Origin of the sequence: Cupriavidus phytorum (assembly GCF_003254285.1) — a bacterium.
Lineage (GTDB): Bacteria > Pseudomonadota > Gammaproteobacteria > Burkholderiales > Burkholderiaceae > Cupriavidus > Cupriavidus phytorum.
Map to the genome: position 1 here is coordinate 200,499 of NZ_QKZN01000002.1, position 18,107 is coordinate 218,605.

The 18,107-nt window shown below is 63.8% G+C and carries 21 protein-coding genes; 20 read left to right on the forward strand and 1 reads right to left on the reverse strand.

Translation table 11 applies throughout. The features are described 5' to 3' along the window. Positions 1-20 precede the first annotated feature (20 nt). Positions 21-407, reverse strand: coding sequence for a hypothetical protein (locus C7416_RS28860; RefSeq protein WP_146604252.1), 387 nt, complete (start codon positions 405-407; stop codon positions 21-23). A 302-nt stretch (positions 408-709) separates the two neighbouring features. Here C7416_RS28860 and C7416_RS06295 point away from each other — a divergent pair, with 302 nt between their 5' ends. The 20 genes from C7416_RS06295 to C7416_RS06385 all read left to right on the forward strand — a co-directional run bounded on the left by C7416_RS06295 (position 710) and on the right by C7416_RS06385 (position 18,097). Beyond that, entirely contained in the window at positions 710-1,036 is a 327-nt protein-coding gene (locus C7416_RS06295; protein WP_258400948.1) for an HNH endonuclease signature motif containing protein, read from the forward strand. Then, positions 1,033-1,194 (forward strand): hypothetical protein, encoded by a 162-nt coding sequence (locus tag C7416_RS29095; RefSeq protein WP_181461158.1) that lies wholly within the window; start codon positions 1,033-1,035, stop codon positions 1,192-1,194. The genes C7416_RS06295 and C7416_RS29095 overlap by 4 nt, the downstream gene beginning before the upstream one ends. A gap of 393 nt (positions 1,195-1,587) precedes the next feature. Continuing rightward, positions 1,588-2,097, forward strand: a complete 510-nt coding sequence (locus C7416_RS06300; protein ID WP_111518080.1) for a terminase small subunit — start codon at positions 1,588-1,590, stop codon at positions 2,095-2,097. A 4-nt stretch (positions 2,098-2,101) separates the two neighbouring features. Continuing rightward, the gene (locus C7416_RS06305) at positions 2,102-3,787 is read left to right on the forward strand and encodes a terminase large subunit (protein ID WP_111517651.1); all 1,686 of its coding nucleotides are present in this window, start codon (positions 2,102-2,104) and stop codon (positions 3,785-3,787) included. Then, a complete protein-coding gene (locus C7416_RS06310) occupies positions 3,784-5,085 on the forward strand; it encodes a phage portal protein (protein WP_111517652.1) in 1,302 nt (433 codons plus the stop codon). Before C7416_RS06305 ends, C7416_RS06310 begins: the two co-directional genes overlap by 4 nt. Next, entirely contained in the window at positions 5,082-5,948 is an 867-nt protein-coding gene (locus tag C7416_RS06315; protein ID WP_111517653.1) for a head maturation protease, ClpP-related, read from the forward strand. The genes C7416_RS06310 and C7416_RS06315 overlap by 4 nt, the downstream gene beginning before the upstream one ends. Positions 5,949-5,980: 32 nt before the next feature. Beyond that, entirely contained in the window at positions 5,981-7,282 is a 1,302-nt protein-coding gene (locus C7416_RS06320) for a phage major capsid protein (RefSeq protein ID WP_258400949.1), read from the forward strand. Positions 7,283-7,345: 63 nt separating this feature from the next. Continuing rightward, complete coding sequence (locus C7416_RS06325; RefSeq protein WP_111517654.1) at positions 7,346-7,660, forward strand: hypothetical protein; 315 nt, start codon at positions 7,346-7,348, stop codon at positions 7,658-7,660. 1 nt (position 7,661) lies between these two features. Continuing rightward, on the forward strand, positions 7,662-8,006 hold the full coding sequence (locus tag C7416_RS06330) for a head-tail connector protein (protein ID WP_111517655.1): 345 nt from the start codon (positions 7,662-7,664) through the stop codon (positions 8,004-8,006). Between the two features lie 23 nt (positions 8,007-8,029). Beyond that, the gene (locus C7416_RS06335) at positions 8,030-8,338 is read left to right on the forward strand and encodes a phage head closure protein (protein ID WP_220085016.1); all 309 of its coding nucleotides are present in this window, start codon (positions 8,030-8,032) and stop codon (positions 8,336-8,338) included. Next, positions 8,331-8,678 (forward strand): DUF3168 domain-containing protein, encoded by a 348-nt coding sequence (locus tag C7416_RS06340; RefSeq protein WP_111517656.1) that lies wholly within the window; start codon positions 8,331-8,333, stop codon positions 8,676-8,678. Before C7416_RS06335 ends, C7416_RS06340 begins: the two co-directional genes overlap by 8 nt. A gap of 57 nt (positions 8,679-8,735) precedes the next feature. Next, positions 8,736-9,377, forward strand: a complete 642-nt coding sequence (locus C7416_RS06345; protein WP_111517657.1) for a phage tail tube protein — start codon at positions 8,736-8,738, stop codon at positions 9,375-9,377. A gap of 3 nt (positions 9,378-9,380) precedes the next feature. Continuing rightward, positions 9,381-9,782, forward strand: coding sequence for a hypothetical protein (locus C7416_RS06350; protein ID WP_181461159.1), 402 nt, complete (start codon positions 9,381-9,383; stop codon positions 9,780-9,782). A 17-nt stretch (positions 9,783-9,799) separates the two neighbouring features. Continuing rightward, complete coding sequence (locus C7416_RS06355) at positions 9,800-10,072, forward strand: phage tail assembly protein T (RefSeq protein ID WP_419951037.1); 273 nt, start codon at positions 9,800-9,802, stop codon at positions 10,070-10,072. After that, a complete protein-coding gene (locus C7416_RS06360; RefSeq protein ID WP_111517659.1) occupies positions 10,072-10,512 on the forward strand; it encodes an HK97-gp10 family putative phage morphogenesis protein in 441 nt (146 codons plus the stop codon). Before C7416_RS06355 ends, C7416_RS06360 begins: the two co-directional genes overlap by 1 nt. Further along, a complete protein-coding gene (locus C7416_RS06365) occupies positions 10,505-13,285 on the forward strand; it encodes a phage tail tape measure protein (RefSeq protein ID WP_111517660.1) in 2,781 nt (926 codons plus the stop codon). Before C7416_RS06360 ends, C7416_RS06365 begins: the two co-directional genes overlap by 8 nt. 2 nt (positions 13,286-13,287) lie before the next feature. Continuing rightward, positions 13,288-13,944 carry a hypothetical protein gene (locus tag C7416_RS06370; protein WP_111517661.1) on the forward strand — a complete coding sequence of 219 codons (657 nt, stop codon included), beginning with the start codon at positions 13,288-13,290 and terminating at the stop codon, positions 13,942-13,944. Then, positions 13,941-14,492, forward strand: coding sequence for a hypothetical protein (locus tag C7416_RS06375; RefSeq protein ID WP_111517662.1), 552 nt, complete (start codon positions 13,941-13,943; stop codon positions 14,490-14,492). The genes C7416_RS06370 and C7416_RS06375 overlap by 4 nt, the downstream gene beginning before the upstream one ends. After that, positions 14,492-14,893 (forward strand): DUF6950 family protein, encoded by a 402-nt coding sequence (locus C7416_RS06380; RefSeq protein ID WP_146604253.1) that lies wholly within the window; start codon positions 14,492-14,494, stop codon positions 14,891-14,893. The genes C7416_RS06375 and C7416_RS06380 overlap by 1 nt, the downstream gene beginning before the upstream one ends. A 9-nt stretch (positions 14,894-14,902) precedes the next feature. Then, a complete protein-coding gene (locus C7416_RS06385; protein ID WP_111517664.1) occupies positions 14,903-18,097 on the forward strand; it encodes a phage tail protein in 3,195 nt (1,064 codons plus the stop codon). The last annotated feature ends 10 nt before the right edge of the window (positions 18,098-18,107 follow it).

Genomic DNA, 18,107 nt, shown 5'->3' on the forward strand with positions numbered 1-18,107 from the left:
GGGCTTTTTGTTTTTTAGCGTTACTTTGCTTCTTCTTGCTTCAGTGTCATAACGCCTGCGAGGGTCAAGCCCATTTCGAGCTTGGTGCCCTCGAGGGATACAAATTTGTCGTTGGCATTAAAGCGAACTTTAGCCGTGGCGCCATTGTTGAACAGGATTTGTCGTTCCTTTCCGCCGTTGGGCGCTGCCACGATATTAATTGCGGCAACTTCGGCAATGTCGTAGATCTCCACCCGGCTTACGGCAACGGCATTCACATTAATGGCACCGTCTTTTCCAACCGCAACCTGAGTGCCATGCTTGGTCGTAGCGTTTACCGTGCCATCCGCGTTCATTGTTACATCGTGGCCTAAAGCCTTGATTCGCGTGGATCCATCCACGTTCTCGGTAATTTGAGGGCTTTCCATTTCCCATCTCCCAAAAAAGGCAAAATTGCCGTAGCGGAAGTTGAGTCTGGATGCGAGATTGCAATAGGCGTGAGCGGCGTCCCCCTCTTCAGGGGTAGATGCATTGCGCAGTCAGCGGTGGCGTGCGCCAAAACACCGCCACCTTTGGCGCGATAGCACCGTAGACTCCTTCACCAAGGTGTGGTGTTCAGCCACACCCATCGTTCGCAAATTGGTCTGGAATGGGTCAAAACGCTAACTCCACAAAGAAGCTGTCGATGTTGCGTTCGCGATTGCCTCAGGCAGGTGCCCGCGCCCCACTCATGCAGCCCGGCTCATGGCGCACCGGCGCGCAGACCAGCGCTCAACGGGGCTACGGCTACCGATGGCAGAAGGAGCGCGACGCGCATCTACGCGAGCATCCATTCTGCGAGTATTGCCTGCGTCAGCAGCGCTTCAGCGCCACCGCCGTGGCCGCCGTGATTCTGGAGTGCGCGGCGCGCGGGCTGGCGATACCGTATGGGAACGTGGTTGATCATCGAGTGCCCCACCGCGGCGACCAGGCGCTGTTCTGGGATCGAGCAAACTGGCAGACGCTCTGCGCTACGCACCACAGCCGCGACAAGCAGCGGCAGGAGAACGAACCATGACCGTGCTGAACGTGACGGTGAGCGTCAAGGTGTCGTGGTGGGTCAGGCCTCTGCTCTCCGTCCTGGGATGGTTGCACCGCCGCACTGGCTTGCAGGTTGACGTCGCGGCGCTGGCTGGTTTCCTCACGAGGTATGGCGTCAGATCGAGCGTGCGATGACGCGCTCGGCTGGCACGATGCTTGTCTGCTCCACTCCGCACGTTAATGACATAAAAACAAGAACTCGAAGCACGGCAAGGGTTCTGGCGCACCGCATTGGTGCGGCGATGGCAGCGCGATGAGTGTGCGGGCGCGGTGGGACGGCTGCCGCGCTGCCCTGGCGGATCGGCGGCGGTCGGCTGGAAAGTGATGGGAGGGGCACCACAAAAGTCTGGGCGCCCCGTCGGTTCTAGACCGCCCGTTCCCTCACGCAGGGAAAATTTCCCCTCCCACGAAATTTGTTAAAGCTTTAACACGGCTGCTTCTTCAACAATGAGCCGCAAGCCCTTGATTGGAAAAGTCAATCAGGCGGCGCGATGTTAAGAATTGAGGTCCGCGACGCGGGGTTTTCCCATGGCTTTGACAGGCAAAAAGCTCAAGTTTGCCGAGGCCAAAGCGCGGGGACTCTCGAACAAGCAGGCAGCAATCGATGCCGGCTACAGCGCGGGAACGGCGGCCTCCGCCGGTTCGCGCTTGGCGAAGGATGCCGACGTCCTGGCTCACCTGGCGCGCAAATCGAAGGCCGGTACTGCGCGGAAAGCTGCGCCGCCAGCCAAGGCAACGCCAAAGGCGCAGCCGGCGCGCGGGCCTGAGTCTCTGGATGAAGACGCTGCCGCTGCCGCTGCCGCGTTCAATTGGGAGCAGGCAACCCAGTATTCCGACCCGAAGGCCTTCCTGAAAGCCGTGATGAATGACGATCTGACGGAGCCGAAGCTCCGCGTCTTCGCGGCGAAAGAGCTGATGCCCTATTTCCATCGGAAGCTGGGCGACACCGGAAAGAAGGAGGATCGCGCGGACGCAGCCAAGAAGGCGGCTTCCGGGCGATTCGCCGCCGCGGCGCCGCCGCTACGTGCCGTGAAATGACGCTATGGAATGGACGACCGCTTGCCCCGACTGGGCCGAACGCCTGCAGTCGGGGCGGTCGATCATCCCGCCGCCGATCTTCCCAGACCAGGCCGAGCAGGCGCTGGCGATCTTCAAGGAACTGCGGATCGTTGATGCGCCAGGCAGCCCGACGTTCGGTGAAGCTTGCGCGGAATGGGTCTTCGAGCTGGTTGCATCGATCTTCGGTGCATATCAGCCAGAGTCCGGGCGCCGCCTGATCACGGAATGGTTCGTCTGCCTGCCGAAGAAGAACTCGAAGTCCACGATCGCCGCCGGCATCATGATGACGGCGCTAATCCTCAACTGGCGGCAGTCGGCTGAGTTTGCAATCCTGGCGCCGACCATCGAGATCGCCAACAACAGCTTCGGCCCGTCGCGCGATTTCTGCGCCGAGCGGGTGGACGAGGATCTGAACGCGCTGATGCACGTGCAGACCCATATCAAGACCATCACCCACCGGGAGAGCAACGCAACGCTGAAGGTGGTGGCGGCCGACTCCAACACGGTCGGTGGCAAGAAGAGCGTCGGCACGCTGGTCGATGAGCTGTGGCTGTTCGGGAAGCAGCCCAACGCGGAGAACATGCTGCGCGAGGCGATCGGTGGCCTGGCGTCCCGGCCAGAAGGGTTCGTCATCTACCTGACAACCCAGAGCGATGACCCTCCGGCTGGCGTGTTCAAGCAAAAGCTGCAGTACGCGCGCGACGTGCGCGACGGCAAGATCGAGGACAAGAGTTTTGTTCCGATCATCTTCGAGCACCCACCGGAAATGGTGGCGCGCCGCGAGCACCTCGAGGTGGAAAACCTCGCGATGGTCAACCCGAATTTGGGGTATTCGGTGGACCGCGCCTTTCTTGAACGGGAGTTCAGGAAGGCAAAAGAGGCAGGCGAGGAATCGTTCCGCGGCTTCATGGCCAAGCACGGCAATGTGGAAATCGGTCTGGCGCTGCGCTCGGACAACTGGGCCGGCGCAATGTTCTGGGAGGGGCAGACGCGGCGTGGCATCACCATCGAGACGCTGCTCGAGCGTTGCGAGGTCATCGACGTCGGTGTGGACGGCGGCGGTCTTGACGACTTGCTTGGGCTATCAGCTGTCGGGCGGGATCTCAAGACGGGCGAGTGGCTGGCCTGGTGCCGGGCATGGGCGCATCCGGCAGTGCTGGAGCGGCGCAAGGAGATCGCGCCGCGACTGCAGGACTTTGCGCGCAATGGCGACCTGGTAATCGTCGAGAAGATTGGCGATGACGTGATCGAGCTCGCCGAGCTGGTTGCGCTGATCGAAGCCTCCGGGCTACTGGATAAGGTTGGCGTCGACCCGAGCGGTATCGGTGCGGTGCTGGATGCGCTCGTTGAGGCGGGGATCCCACAGGAAAAGGTAATCGGCATTTCCCAGGGTTGGAAACTGGGCGGCACGATCAAGACCACCGAGCGCAAGCTGGCCGAGGGCACGTTGTGGCATGGCGGCACCGAACTGATGAACTGGTGCGTCGGCAATGCCAAGGTCGAGCCACGTGGCAACGCAATCTTGATTACCAAGCAGGCCAGTGGGACCGCAAAGATTGACCCTCTCATGGCGCTATTCAATGCGATTGCGCTGTTGTCACTCAATCCAGAAGGGATGGGCGGCCTGGACGACTGGCTGAGCAATCCCATTGTGGCGGGCCACGCATGAAACTGAACCTTACACGTGTCGCGCGTGGCGTCCGGGCGGCCATTGACGGCTTTGTGCGGTCGTTCTCGCTGACCGATTCCGATCTATACAACCGCACCGCGGCGTTCGAGGCAGGCGTCGAGGTGACGCCAAAGGCGGTGATGCAGCTGGACGCGGTGTGGAGCTGCGTCCGGCTGATTTCCGAGACGATCGCCACGCTGCCGCTGTCGATGTACGAGCGCACCAGCGCCGGAAAGCGGGTGGCGCCTCAGCATCCCCTGCAGTTCATCATCCACGACCAGCCGAACGTCGATTCGACGGCTTCCGTGTTCTGGGAAGCGATGGTTGCCTCGATGCTGCTGCGCGGCGCTGGCCGGGCGGAGAAGCTGTACGTCAGCGGCAGTGATCAGGTGGTGGGGCTGGCGTACCTGGACCCTGACAAGCTGGCTTGCACGCAGGACTACAACACCGGCCGCAAGAAGTTCACCTACCCCCGGCCGAACGGGACGCTGCGCGAGATTCCGGAATCCCGCATCTGGACCATTCCAGGCTTCACGCTGGACGGCATCAATGGTGTGTCGGTGATCGCCTACGGTGCCAAGGTGTTCGGCAACGCAATGGCGGCCGACAAGGCCGCAGCGTCGACGTTCAGCACCGGACTGCTTCAGACGGTGTACTACAAGTTTCAGAGTTTCCTGACGCCGAAGCAGCGCACTGAATTCCGGGAGAACCTGAAGGGCTCAGTAGAGCGCGGTGAAACACCGGTGCTCGAAGGTGGATCCTCGGTCGAGTCGGTGGGCATCAAGCCGTCGGATGCCCAACTGCTGGAGTCGCGCGGCTACTCGGTCGAGGCCATCTGCCGGTGGTTCCGCGTGCCGCCGTGGATGGTCGGCCACACCGAGAAGTCGACCAGCTGGGGCACTGGCATCGAACAGCAGATGATCGGCTTCCTGACCTTCACGCTGGCGCCGTGGCTGAAACGGATCGAGCAGGCCATCAGCAAGGATCTGCTGCGCTCTGGTGAGCGTGGGCGGTTCTACCCGAAATTCGCGGTCGAAGGGCTGCTGCGAGCCGACAGCGCCGGCCGTGCAGCGTTCTACGGCGTTATGGTCGACAAGGGCATTCTGACCCGGGACGAAGTCCGCGAGTTCGAAGAGCGACCGCCGATGGGCGGGAATGCCGCGGTCCTGACCGTGCAATCGGCCATGACGACGCTTGACGCGATCGGCGCGGCCACCGCGGGCGACGCAAACCAGGCGCGGGCATCCATCCGCGCATTTCTGGGACTGGAAGACCAGCCACGAGGAACGGAATCATGAGCATCAAGACCCTTCCGGGCATCCCTGCTGGCCGTCCTGCTGCCAGCGTATCGAGCCATCTGCAGCCGCGCGCTCTGGACCGCTGGGACACCGGCGTGCGCGCCGTGGCGGAGTCGGACGCAGACCGCACGATCAGCGTCTATGACGTGATCGGCTATGACTACTGGTCCGGTGATGGCGTGACGGCCAAGCGCATTGCCGGCGCGCTGCGCGGTATGGGCGCCGGCCCGGTGACGGTGAACGTGAATTCGCCGGGCGGCGACATGTTCGAAGGCCTGTCGATCTACAACCTGCTGCGCGAGCATGACGGCGAGGTCACGGTCAAGGTGCTGGGACTGGCCGCCTCCGCGGCGTCGATCATCGCCATGGCCGGCGACAAGGTGCAGATCTCGCGCGCCGGCTTCCTGATGATCCACAACGCCTGGGTGCTGGCCGTCGGCAACCGGCACGACCTGACGGAAATCGCGGCAACGCTCAAGCCATTCGACGACGCCATGGCAAGCATTTATTCCGCGCGGTCTGGGCAGGACGTGAAGGCTATGGCGAAGCTGATGGATGCGGAAACGTGGATCAGCGGCCAGACCGCGATCGACGACGGCTTTGCCGACGAGTTCCTCCCGTCCGACCAGGTCAAGAAGGGCGACGCCAAGGCGCAGGCTTCCGCGGTGCGCCGCATCGAAGCCGCGTTGCGCTCGAGCGGCATGCCGAAGAACGAGGCATTGCGCCTCATCAGCGAATTCAAGTCCGGCCAGGGAGATCCGGCCGGCGGCGGTGCGGGAGATCCCACCGGACGCAGCGCGGGTGACCCGCCTGCTGTTGCAGCGAAGTCGGTATTGGAAGCGCTGACCGCGTTTTCCCTGTAGATCATCCCCAAACCGGAAAGGAAATCGAACCTATGAAAAAGACCAAATTTGCCGCCGTTCTGACGGCCATCGGTGCCACCGTGCACGACATGTTGTTCCGCCACATGCAGCGCAGCGGCATGGTGCTCGCTTTTGACGAAAACGACGTCAAGGAAATCAAGGCGTCGCTCGGCAAGATCAGCGACGACGTCAAGGCGGCGGGTGAAAAGGCGCTCAAGGAAGCGCAATTGGCCGCCGGCAAGCTGTCCGAGGAAACCAAGGCCAAGGTGGACGAACTGCTGACGAAGCAGGGCGAAATGCAGGCCAACCTGCAGCACGCACAGCAGGCGCTGGCAAAGCTGGAAGCCAACGGCGCGGGTGGCGACGTGCAGCATCAGTCGTTCGGTCAGCAGTTCGTCGGCAGCGACGACTTCAAGGCCTTCACCGGCAAGACCACGCCGCGGGGCCGGGTCGATATGACGTTCAACGCTGCCATCACCACGGTGGCCACCGACACGGATGGCGCTGCGGGCGATCTGGTGCAGAACACGCGCCTGCCCGGCATCATCGCGCCGCTGAATCGCCGTCTGACCGTGCGCGACCTGATCACCCCGGGCCGCATGGACGGCCAGGTGCTGGAGTACGTCAAGGAAACCGGCTTCACGAACAACGCCGCGCCGGTAGCCGAAACGGTGAAGAAGCCGGAATCGACCATGAAATTCGACCTGGTCACCACGTCGGCCAAGGTGATTGCGCATTTCGTCAAGGCCTCGCGGCAGATCCTGAGCGATGCATCCCAGCTGGCGAGCTACATCGACGGCCGCCTGCGCTACGGCCTGGCGCTGGTCGAAGAAAACCAGCTGCTGAACGGCGACGGCACCGGCCAGAACCTGCTGGGCATCATCCCGCAAGCGACGGCCTTTGCGGCACCGTTCGACCCGGCTGGCACTGAAACGGGCATCGACAACATCCGCCTGGCCATGCTGCAGGCCGCTCTGGCGGAATTCCCGGCGACCGGCATCGTGATGCACCCCAGCGACTGGGCCCGGATCGAACTCCTCAAGGACACCACCGGCCGCTACATCATCGGCAATCCGCAGGGCACGATCTCGCCAACGCTGTGGGGCCAGCCGGTGGTGGCCACGCAGGCGATCACCGTCGACAAGTTCCTCGTCGGCGCCTTTAAGCTCGGCGCGCAGGTGTTTGACCGCTGGCAGGCGCGGGTGGAAGTCGCCACCGAGAACGAAGACGACTTCGTGAAGAACCTGGTCACGATCCTGGCCGAGGAACGCCTGGCGCTGGCGGTCTACCGCCCGCAGGCCTTCGTCTACGGCGACTTCGGCAACGTGGCCTGATCGGCTGACGCTGTCTGATGGAGCGGCCCGCTTCGGCGGGCCGTATCCGTTCTGGAGGACATCATGAAAATCAAGTTCATCGGCAAGGATCCGCGCGCCGGCATGGTCGCGCAGATGGACAGCAGCCGCGGGCAGGAACTGATCGACGCCGGCTGCGCGGTGCAGATCGGCGAGAACGAGGGTGCGACTTCCGATTCTGCTCCCTCAGGCGAGGGCGGAAAAGCGGACACGAAGCCGACGCGCGAAGATTCGGACAATGCGCTTGCCAGCCTGCCGGCGGAGAGCACCGAAGCGGTCGCCGAGGTGACGAACGAGAAACCGGCCGCCGAGGAAAAGCCGGCCGGCGAGACGAAGGCCAGGAAGGGCAAGGGAGGCTGATATGTCGATCGTCGCGCTCGACATGGCAAAGTCGCACTTGCGTGTCACGTGGGCGAGCGAGGATCAACTGATCGGCCTCTACCTTGCAGCCGCAGAAGGCGCCGCCGCGTCGTTCCTGAACCGCCAGATCTACGCCACGCAGGCCGACATGGATGCGGCGGTGCTGGCCGGAACGGCCGGCGATGATCCCATGGTGGCCAATATGCAGATTCAGGCGGCCATTCTGCTGATCCTCGGGCACCTGTACAGCAACCGCGAGAACACGGTGGTCGGCGCCACGGTAGCCGAGTTGCCACAGGGCGCGCATGACCTGCTATGGCCTTATCGCGTGGGGCTTGGCGTATGAGGGCCGGCCAGCGCAGCGAACTGGTGCAGATCCAGAAGCCCGCCGACGGATATGACGATTTCGGGCAGCCCGTGATCGGCTGGGACAAGGTCATCGACGTGTGGGCCAACATCCTGCACCGAACTGGTCTGGAGATCATCCGCGCCGATGCGCCGACGTCGATCGTGCAGGCCAGCTTCCGCATTCCGTTCCTGGCGGCCGACGGCGTTACGGCGTCCATGCGTGTGCTGTGCGCGGACGGTACCGCCTACAACATCAAGGGCGTCTTGCCAGACCGCCTGAGGCGCGAGTACGTGGACCTGGTCTGTGAAACGGGGGCGCGCGATGCCTAATTCTGCCGAAGCCGTGGTCGTGGCGGCGCTGGCCGGCATCGGGGTGAAGGTCTATCCCGACGTGGCGCCCAGTGGTGCCGCTAAACCGTATGTCACCTACCAGGCTGTCGGCGGGCAGGACGTGAATGACCTGAGCGGGCCGGCGGACCTGGAGAACCAGCGCATGCAGATCAATGTGTGGTCTGCAACCCGGGCTGCGACGGTCGCCACGATGCGCAGTGCTCGCGCTGCGCTGGTCGCTGCGGGCGCGCTGCCGATCGGCGCACCGGTAAGCGACAGCGAACAGGACACCCAGCTATACGGGTCTCGGCTCGACTTCTCGATATGGTTCAAGCCCTGACCCACGTCTTTATCTTGCCCGCCCTGCGCGGGCTTTTCACAACCGAAGAGGTCAACAATGCCATCTACCGCAATCTCCGCGCAGGGATCGAAGCTCGAAATTGCCGGCGCAGCAGGCGGCGCGAAGACGATTACCGCGATCGCGCTGGGCTTTCCTACCATCCTCACGTCGACCGCGCACGGCTTCGTCAATGGCGACGTTGTCACGCTGGCCGGTCTGACAGGCACGAACGCCGGTGACCTGAACGGGCAGACCGTGGTGGTCAAGAACGTCACCACCAACACTTTCGCGTTCGACATCAATACCACCGGTCGCACCATCACCGCGGCCGGCACGGCGACGCCGGCCACCTGGACCAAGATCGAAAACCTGGTGTCCTTTAAGGGTTTCGACGGCCAGGCCAGCGAACTGGACAAGACGGATCTGGACTCGACCGCCAAGGAATACGCGCTCGGCCTGCAGGACTGGGGCAGCTTCACCTTCGACGTCAACCGTGACATGAACGATGCGGGGCAGCAGGCTATCGACGCGTCGAAGCGCGCCGGCACGGTGAAAACCTACAAGCTGACGCTGCCGAACAACAAGACCAAGACCTTCGACGCCTACGCGAAGAACAGCCCGCTGGAAGGCGGGGTCGATCAACTGCTGAAGTCGACCGGCGTGACCCTGCGCATTACCGGCGACGTGACGGACGCATAACCTATGCCGATTCTCTCGAAAACATCCATCCTGGCTGCCTCGCTGGAGCACGAAGACGTTCCCGTGCCGGAATGGGGCGGCGACGTGCGCGTGGCAGTCATGTCGGGCGCCGCGCGCGACCGCTTCATGGCGCTGCAGGGCGAGGGGAAGACGCCGTACAGCGTGTTCCAGGCGCGAGTGCTGGTGTGCTGCGTGATCGACGAGAACGGCGAACTGCTGTTCTCAGAGGACGACGTCGAGGCGTTGCGCGGTCGCAGCAAGGAAGCGCTCGATCGCGTGGTGGACGTTGCCATGCGGCTGAACAAGCTGGGGGTCGAAGCGGTGGAGGATGAGGTAAAAAACTCCGACGCCGCCCCGAGCGGCGGCACTGGCTCCGACTCAGCATCGACCTCGGAATCCCCATAAGGGAACTGCAAGAGAGGATCAGCAGCGCGGAGTTCGTCGAGTACATGGCTTCGTATCAGGTCGATCAGCGAGGCGGCGTCTATGACGACCTCCGCGCCGGCGCGATCGCGTCGACGATTGCCAATATCCATCGCGATCGAAAGGCGCGCAGCGAGCCATTTGGCTGCTTCGACATGACGCCGTGGAGCGAGCACCACGCTGCGGCGAATGATGCCGAGCCGGTCCTGCTGGATGACCCGGAAGAGCAGGCGAAGCTGATCGAGCGGGTGATGTTCCCACGGAGGGAGTGATGGCGAAGCCGCGACGCGTCACGATCGAGAACGCGGAAGCGCTCAAGGGCAAGCTCAACGCGCTCGACCAGATCGCCTCCGAGTCGGTGCTGCGGCAGGCCGCGGTGGCCGGCGGGCGCGTGATTCATGCAGAGGTGAAGCTGCGCGCTCCGGTCGATCTGGGCATCTATGAGGGCAAGCAGGGCCGGCACCCGCCTGGCTTCCTGCGTTCGCACATCATCCTAGCCTTCGAGGAAGAGAAGTCCGTCCCGGGGCGGTTGGCTTCCTACATCGTGACCTGGTCGAAGGAAGCCTTCTACGGCCGGTTCCTCGAATACGGCACGTCGAAGATGGCTGCGCAGCCGTTCCTGCGGCCTGGCTTCGAAGCGAAGAAGAAGGCCGCTGCCGCCGCGGTGAGCGCGGTGATTCAGGAAAAGGTAAGGGAGTTGTCACGTGGCTGATGAAACCATTGTTCGCGTCACGGCCGACGCGACCGGCTATACCGCCGAAATGGACAGGGCGCGGCGCAGTGCGGACGCCTTCATTGCCACGCAGGAGGCCAAGGCGCGCCGCACGCTGGCAGCGGAGTCGGCGATTGCCGAGGCGGCCCGGAACGGGTCGGATGCGCACGCGCGCGCGATCAACCAGTTCGTCAACCAGACCGCGCGGATGGCGGAGGCTTCGGGCAAGACAAGGATCCAACTGCTCGAGCAGAAGGCGGCATTGTTGGGCGTGAGCGAGTCCGTCGCCCCCTATATCAACCAGCTCAAGGCGGCTGAGGCTGCATCGTCCGGCATGCGCCGGGTCAGCGCGTCTCTGGATGACGTCGGCATGTCGGCGCGGCAGACGGCGGCGGCCATTCGCATGGTGCCGGCGCAGATGACGGACATCGTGACGCAGCTGGCTGGCGGGCAGTCGCCGCTGCTGATCCTGACCCAGCAGGGCGGGCAGTTGCGGGACATGTTCGGCGGCGTCGGCCCCGCCGTGCGCGCCGTGGGCGGCTTCATTGCCGGCCTAGTCAACCCAGTTACGATCCTGGCCGGCGCTGCTGTCGGGCTGGCGGTGGCGTTAGAGAAAGGTGCCGGCGAGACGCGCGCCTTCAATCAGGCGCTGACGATCACCGGCGGCGTGGCCGGAGTGTCTGCCGACCAGATGGCGACCATGGCCAGGGTCATGAGCGACACGGCAGGCACCCAGGGCAAGGCCGCCGAGACGCTAACGGCGCTGGCCTCGACAGGCAAGATTGCCGGCAGCACGTTCGTGGAACTAGGCAACGCAGCGCAGGCGTGGGAAAAGGCTACCGGCACGGCCATCGACAAGACGGTCGAAGAGTTCGTCAAGCTGGGCGAGGAACCGGTCAAGGCCTCTCAGAAGCTGAACGAGCAGTACCACTTTCTCACCGCTGCCGTCTTTGAGCAGATCGCAGCGCTGGAAGACCAGGGCAGGAAGGACGAGGCGGCCGCGCTGGCGCAGCGAACCTACGCCAGCGCAATGAAGGACCGCGCCGACCAGGTGGTGGCAAACGTCGGCTACATGCAGCGGGCCTGGAGCACGCTCACCAGCCTGGCCAAGGGCGCCTGGGATGCGATGCTCGGCGTCGGCCGGGATACCACGCTGGCAGACGTGCGCAGCGCGATCGAGCGCACCAAGGCCGAAATCGCCAAGATGGAGGCCTCGCCCACGGCGCAGGCGGGCGGCAGCAACTTCAACCGTGCAGCGCTGCTGCGGGCGCGCCAGCAGCTCGAGCAGTTGCAGGCGCAGGCGAAGCCGCTGGAGGCGGCCAATACGGCGGCAGAAGCCAAGGCCGCGGAGCAGCGCCGACAGGATGCTGCGGTAGCGGCGCAGGCTCGCCTGCGGGATCAGGAGAAGGCGACCCGCTCGCGCGCCGATCTGCGCAAGGAAGAGATCGACCAGCTGAACAAGGACGCCAAGCTGGTCGGCATGGCCGCCGACGAGTACAACAAGCGGCTTGCTGCCATCGAGGAGAAGTTCAAGGATCCGAAGACGGCCAAGGGGCGTCAGCCCAAGGCCTACCAGGATGACGCGGCCACGCGGTTCATTCAGCAGTTGCGCGACCAGGACGCGGCCACTCGCGCGGCGCTGGAGTCGTCGGAGAAGCTGACCGGCGCCGAGAAGCAGCAAGCCGAGTTCCTGCAGAAGATCAGCGACCTGAAAGGCAAGGGCATCCTGACCGCCGAACAGAAGAGCCTGCTGGCCAACCAGGATCAGATCAAGGCCCAGCTCGCACAGAACGTCGAGAACGAGCGCGCGTTGAAGCTGAAGACCGACATCCAGAAGGTGGAAGAGCGGTCCGCGGCGATCAGCGCGCAGATCGGCAACATGCAGAAATCGGCGTCTGAGCAGTACCAGCGGCAGTTGGACGCCGTCGGGCGCGGTACCGAGGCGCAGAAGCAGGCAGAGGCCGTGCGCGGTATTTACAAGGCGTACGAGGACCTGGCTCTGCAGCAGGAGAAGGCCACGCCGGAGGCGGCGCGCACGTCGCAGGCGTACCTGGACTCGCAGAAGAACCTGCGGGATGGGTTAGACCAGTCGATGCAGGCCTATGACGCCTACTACGCATCGCTTCGGGAGAAGCAGGAAAGCTGGGTGAATGGCGCGACAGAGGCCATGGCCAACTATGCCGAGGAATCGCGCAACGTCATGGCAATGACCAGCACGGCGGCGACCAATGCGTTCCGTCGGATGGAGGACGGCATCGTGACGTTCTCCATGACGGGCAAGGGCAACTTCCGCGATTTCGCCCAGTCGGTGATCTCTGATCTGATACGCATCCAGGCGCGTGCCGCGCTTTCCGGGCTCTTCAGCCAGCTTGGTTCGATGATGCTGGGCGCGTATGGCGACATGACCGGAACGTCGGTGGGCGGCGTGTATGGTCCGCAGACGCAGGCCGGCCTGGATACGCTGATCGCCAATGTCTCGGCGCGCGCCACCGGCGGCAACATCAATGCCGGACAGCCGTACTTGGTGGGCGAGCGAGGGCCGGAACTGGTAGTGCCGACCGGCTCCGGGTACGTTGTGCCGAACGATGCCCTGACCGCGACGGCGGCCGGTGGCGGCCAAGTGGTCAGCTTCACGCAGCACATCAACATCGACAGCCGGTCGGATCAAGCGACGATCATGCAGGCGATGGTGCAGGCGAAGAACGCTGCCGTGGCAGAGGTGAAACAGAACCTCGCGCGTGGTGGTGACATGCGGCAACTGGCCGGGAGGTAAGGATGCCAACAATTGACTGGCCCGCTGATCTGACGCCGTCGAAGGCGACATGGGGGCTGCTGTCCAATACCGAGTCCTTCGTGTCGCCGCTGAATCGGTCGTCGCAAACGGTCGAGCGACCCGGCGCGCGGTGGAAGGCGACCCTCGAATTTCCGCACATGGAGCGGGACAAGCGCGGCAGGCTGGAGGGATTCCTTGCTGGCCTCAGCGGTATGGCCGGCCGGGTCTTTCTCTGGCCGCACAGCGCGCCTGTGGCCGACCTGGCAGCGGTGCCGGTCGACGCAACGATGGCGCTCGATTTCCTTTCGCAGAGCTACCAGGTGAATGGTGAAGTTGTCGTCAATGGGTCGCTGATCGACTACAAGTACCTGCCCACGAAGTACTGGCCAGCCAGCACGCTGGTGATGAGGGCGGGTGAGTACCTGGGCGCCGGCGGGGAATTGAAGATTGTCACGGCTGACACGTACAGCGACGCGAACGGTCAGGCGCTGATCCCGATCGCGCCGCCATTTCGTGTCGCGCCGGCAAACCTGTCAGTGGTGACGCTGAACAAGCCAACGGCCACGATGATGAACACCTCCGACGAGTATGCGGTGTCGGTGATGCCTGGCTTCATTTCCGAAATGGTGGTGATCAGCCTGGTGGAGTCGTTCTCATGACTCGCGCGCTGGATAGCGGAAATGTCTCGCTGATCACCTCCGACCACGTGCCGTATGTCTTCTTCGTCCAATTGGACTTCTCCCAGCCCCTTCGCGTTTGCAGCGCCGGCTACAGCATGGACTGGAACGGATCCACGTGGTTGGGGCTTGGCGCGCTTGGCAGCATCGAACCGATTCAAGAGCAGGCGAGCCTGGAAGCCACTGGTGTCCGGCTCGCACTCACAGGGGTGCCGACGGAGTATGTCGCGATCATGCTAGCCGAGCAGTATCAGGGCCGGCCGTGCCGCATCTGGTTTGCGCCGCTGCGGTGGGACTTGCAACTGGGGTACGCGCCGATCCCGTTGTTCTCCGGGCGCATGGATGTGCCGACCATCGACGTCGGCGATACGGCTTCGATCACAGTGTCGGCCGAATCAAAGATGGTCGCCTGGGACCGCGCGAAGGTGCGGCGCTACAACAACGAGGACCAGCAGAGCCGATACCCGGGTGACCGGGGATTCGAGTTCGTGCCGCAGATGGTCGAGAAGCAACTGATGTGGGGGCGCTGATGCAGCGTTTGGAAGACTGGCCGACTCGGCTTGCCGAGTTCATCGAAGCCCGCCGCGAGCGGGTTTTTTCATGGGGCGACAGCGACTGTTGCCTGTTCGTGTGCGATGCCATCCAGGCGATGAGCGGCGCGGATCCGGGGGCGCGCTGGCGCGGTCTGTACGCCAGCGAGAAGGGCGCCCGCCGCGTGTTGCGCGACAACGGCGGTGTGGCTGGCATTGCGACGTTGGTGCTCGGCGCTGCAGCGCCACCGGCGCTGGCCGGCCGCGGCGACGTGGTTCTGATCGACACGCCGAACGGCGAGGCGTTGGCGATTTGCTTGGGCTCGCAGCTTGCGGCACAGGGGCAGGCCGGGATCGAATTCATGGAAATGAGGCAGGCGAAGGCCGCTTGGACTGTATAGGGAGGTGTTATGCCGGCAGCAGCTGCAGCGGCACTGGCTTCAGCAGCCTTCTCCGTAGCGGGTGGTGTGGCAGCGGGCGCCTTCGCTGTCGCCGCCGCCACAATTGCTTACGGGGTGGCATACGCTGTCGTCGCGCTCGGGATTTCGTTCGCCGTCGGCAGCCTGATGGGCGCTGTCTTCAAGCCGCGCACGACCAATGGCTTCGCGGCCGAGGCACAAGGCAGGACGCAGATCGTGCGTTCCAATGTCCAGCCGCGCAACATGATCTATGGCCGCGCGATGACCTCCGGCCCGCTGGTCTTCGCAGCCAGCACGGACGGGAACGGCAAGAAGAACCAGTTCATGCATCTGGTCGTCGCGCTCGCAGATCACGAGTGCGATGCGATCGAGGAGGTGTACCTCGGCGAGGATCCCGTAGGCGGTCTCGACGCTGGCGGTTTCGTGACCGGAGGCAAGTTCCTGAAGGCATCGGGCGAGTCCCGTACGCACTCGAAGACCATTCCCGCCGGACAGTCTCAAGTCACCTATGACCTGGACGAAACGGTCTACCGTGTGATCTCCGCCGCTGGATACAGCGACGGCATGGGCTTCGTGCAGGAGTTCGCCTACACCGTGGATTGGTATCAGGGATCCAAGACCGTCACCGTCCGCGGAATCGACCCGGGTACGCAGGTCGTCGTCATCACCTACGAGGCCCTGCGATCGAAAGCGCTGGTCCGGGTAAAGAAGCACCTGGGTACACTGGATCAGGCTGCCGACGGCGATCTGGTCTCGGAGGTGCCAGGCTGGACATGGGATCACCGGCTGTGCGGTGTTTGCTACGTCTATCTGCGGCTGGAGTATGACGCGGACATCTTCCCGAATGGCCTGCCAAATGTGAAAGCGGTGGTGCGCGGAAAGCGCCTGTATGACCCGCGCACCGGCGGAACGTATTGGTCGCACAACTGGGCCCTGTGCGTTTACGACTACCTGCGCGACGAGCGCGGTTTCGGCTGCACCGACGCTGACATCGACGTCGCATCGGTGATCGCCGCGGCAAATATCAGCGACGAGCCGGTGCAGACCGACACCGCGGTATGGCAGGAGCGCTATCTCTGCGACGGCATCGTGATGTCGGATAAGTCGCCGCGCGACAACCTGGCCGAGCTGGTGACGGCGGGCGCGGGCGTGGCGGTGATCGCCGGCGGCGTGTTCCGGGTGTTCGCCGGCGCCTACGATATTCCGACGGTTACGCTCACTGAGTCGGATCTGCGCGGACCGGTGAAGGTCCAGCCGCGCACGTCGCGCAAAGACCTGTTCAACGTGGTGAAGGGCACCTACGTCGACCCGGGCAGGTTCTGGCAACCCGGTGATTTCCCCGCGGTGCGCAACGCAGCCTACGCCGCAAACGATGGTGAGGTGATCGAGAGGGACATCGAACTACCGTTCACCACCAACACGATCATGGCGCAGCGCATCGCCAAGATCATCCTGGAGAGGTCGCGCCAGAGCATCGTGGTCGAGTTCCCCGCGAAGCTGACCGCGTTGCAGCTGACTGCGTACAGCACAGTGAAGCTGTCGCTGGCGAAGTTCGGCTGGACCGACAAGGTCTTCCGGGTGATGGATTGGCGCATGAGCGCCGACGGCGGCGTCGACCTGGTTTTGAACGAGGAGGCGGCAGCGGTCTACGACTGGAATCTGGGCAATGCCACGGTCATCGACCCTGCGCCGGACACGAACCTGCCGAACCCGTTTGTGGTGGAGCCGCTGGGGCAAATCTCTCTGACTTCGGGCGAGGAGCATCTGATCCTCAGTTCCAGCGGCGTAGTCACGTCTCGGATGCTGATCAGCTGGCCAGCGGCGCAAGAGCTGGCGCTATCCCAGACGGGCCGCATCGAGATGGAGTACAAGCGCGCCGACAGCGCTGCGTGGTCATCGATGCCGTCGCTTACAGCTGATACGACGAGTCGCTATCTGTCGCCGGTGGAGGACGGCGCCGCCTACGTGGTGCGCGGCCGCTTCGTGTCGGCGATCGGCGTACGCAGCGGATCGTGGACCTATTCGCCTCTGCACGTCGTCAGCGGGAAGCTGGCCGCGCCGTCGAACCTGACAGGACTCTCCATGACGGTGCTGAATGGGTTCGCCAACCTTACGTGGGACGCTGCGACCGATCTGGACGTACGGAACGGCGGGCAGGCGCGGATTCGGCACACCACTGACCTGGTGCAGCCAACCTGGGGCAGCGCCATCGACATCGGTGGCTATATCTCGGGCGCAGCCAACTCGGCGCAGCTGCCGCTGCTGGAGGGTGTCTATCTTGCCAAGTGGATCGACTCCACCGGTCACGAGTCGCCGGCGGCGGCGATGGTTGTCACCACAGCGCCGTCGCTACTTGCGCTGAATGTGGTGGCCACGGTTCAGGAGCACCCGACGTTCGCCGGCGCCAAGACGAATGTCATACGCGACCCAGCGCTGAACGGCATCAAGCTAATCGGCGCGGGCCTGATCGATGACCAGGGAATGAGCGATGCCAGTGGGCTATGGGACGCGCAACCCGCGATCAACACGCTCGGCCTGATCGACAGCGTGGTTGGCTCGGGCGGATGGGGCCTGATCGATTCGCTGGGCGGGATCGTCAGCAGCGGCGAGTACGTCTTCACTGGGTCATTGGATCTCGGCACGGTGGAGAAGTCGAGGCTGACGGCGACCATCGATGCAGTGTCGTTCGACACCGGCGACATGATCGACTTCCGGTATGACCTGATCGACAGTTGGGCATCGATCGACGGAGATCGGATCAACGACACGGCGGTGTCGCTGTACGTGCGCACCACGCTGGACGATCCGGCTGGCTCGCCGACCTGGTCGGCGTGGCAACGCTTCTCGATGGGCGACTACGAGGCGCGAGCGTTCCAGTGGAAGGTCGTGATGGAGAGCGGGGCCGCCACGCACAACATCGTCGTGACCGGCCTGGCCGTCAATGTCGACATGCCGGATCGGCGCGAGTCGGGCCGGGACATCGTGTCGGCCGCCGGCGCGACCCCGATCACTTTCTCGAAGCCATTTCGGGCCCTGCCGGTGCTGGGCATCACTGCTCAGAACATGGCGCAGGGCGACTACTTCGTCGTCAACGGCAAGACCGCTTCCGGCTTCTCCGTGACCTTCTTCAACAGCGCCAGCGTTCCGGTGTCCCGCCGGTTCGACTGGGATGCGATCAGCTACTAAACCAGAGAGG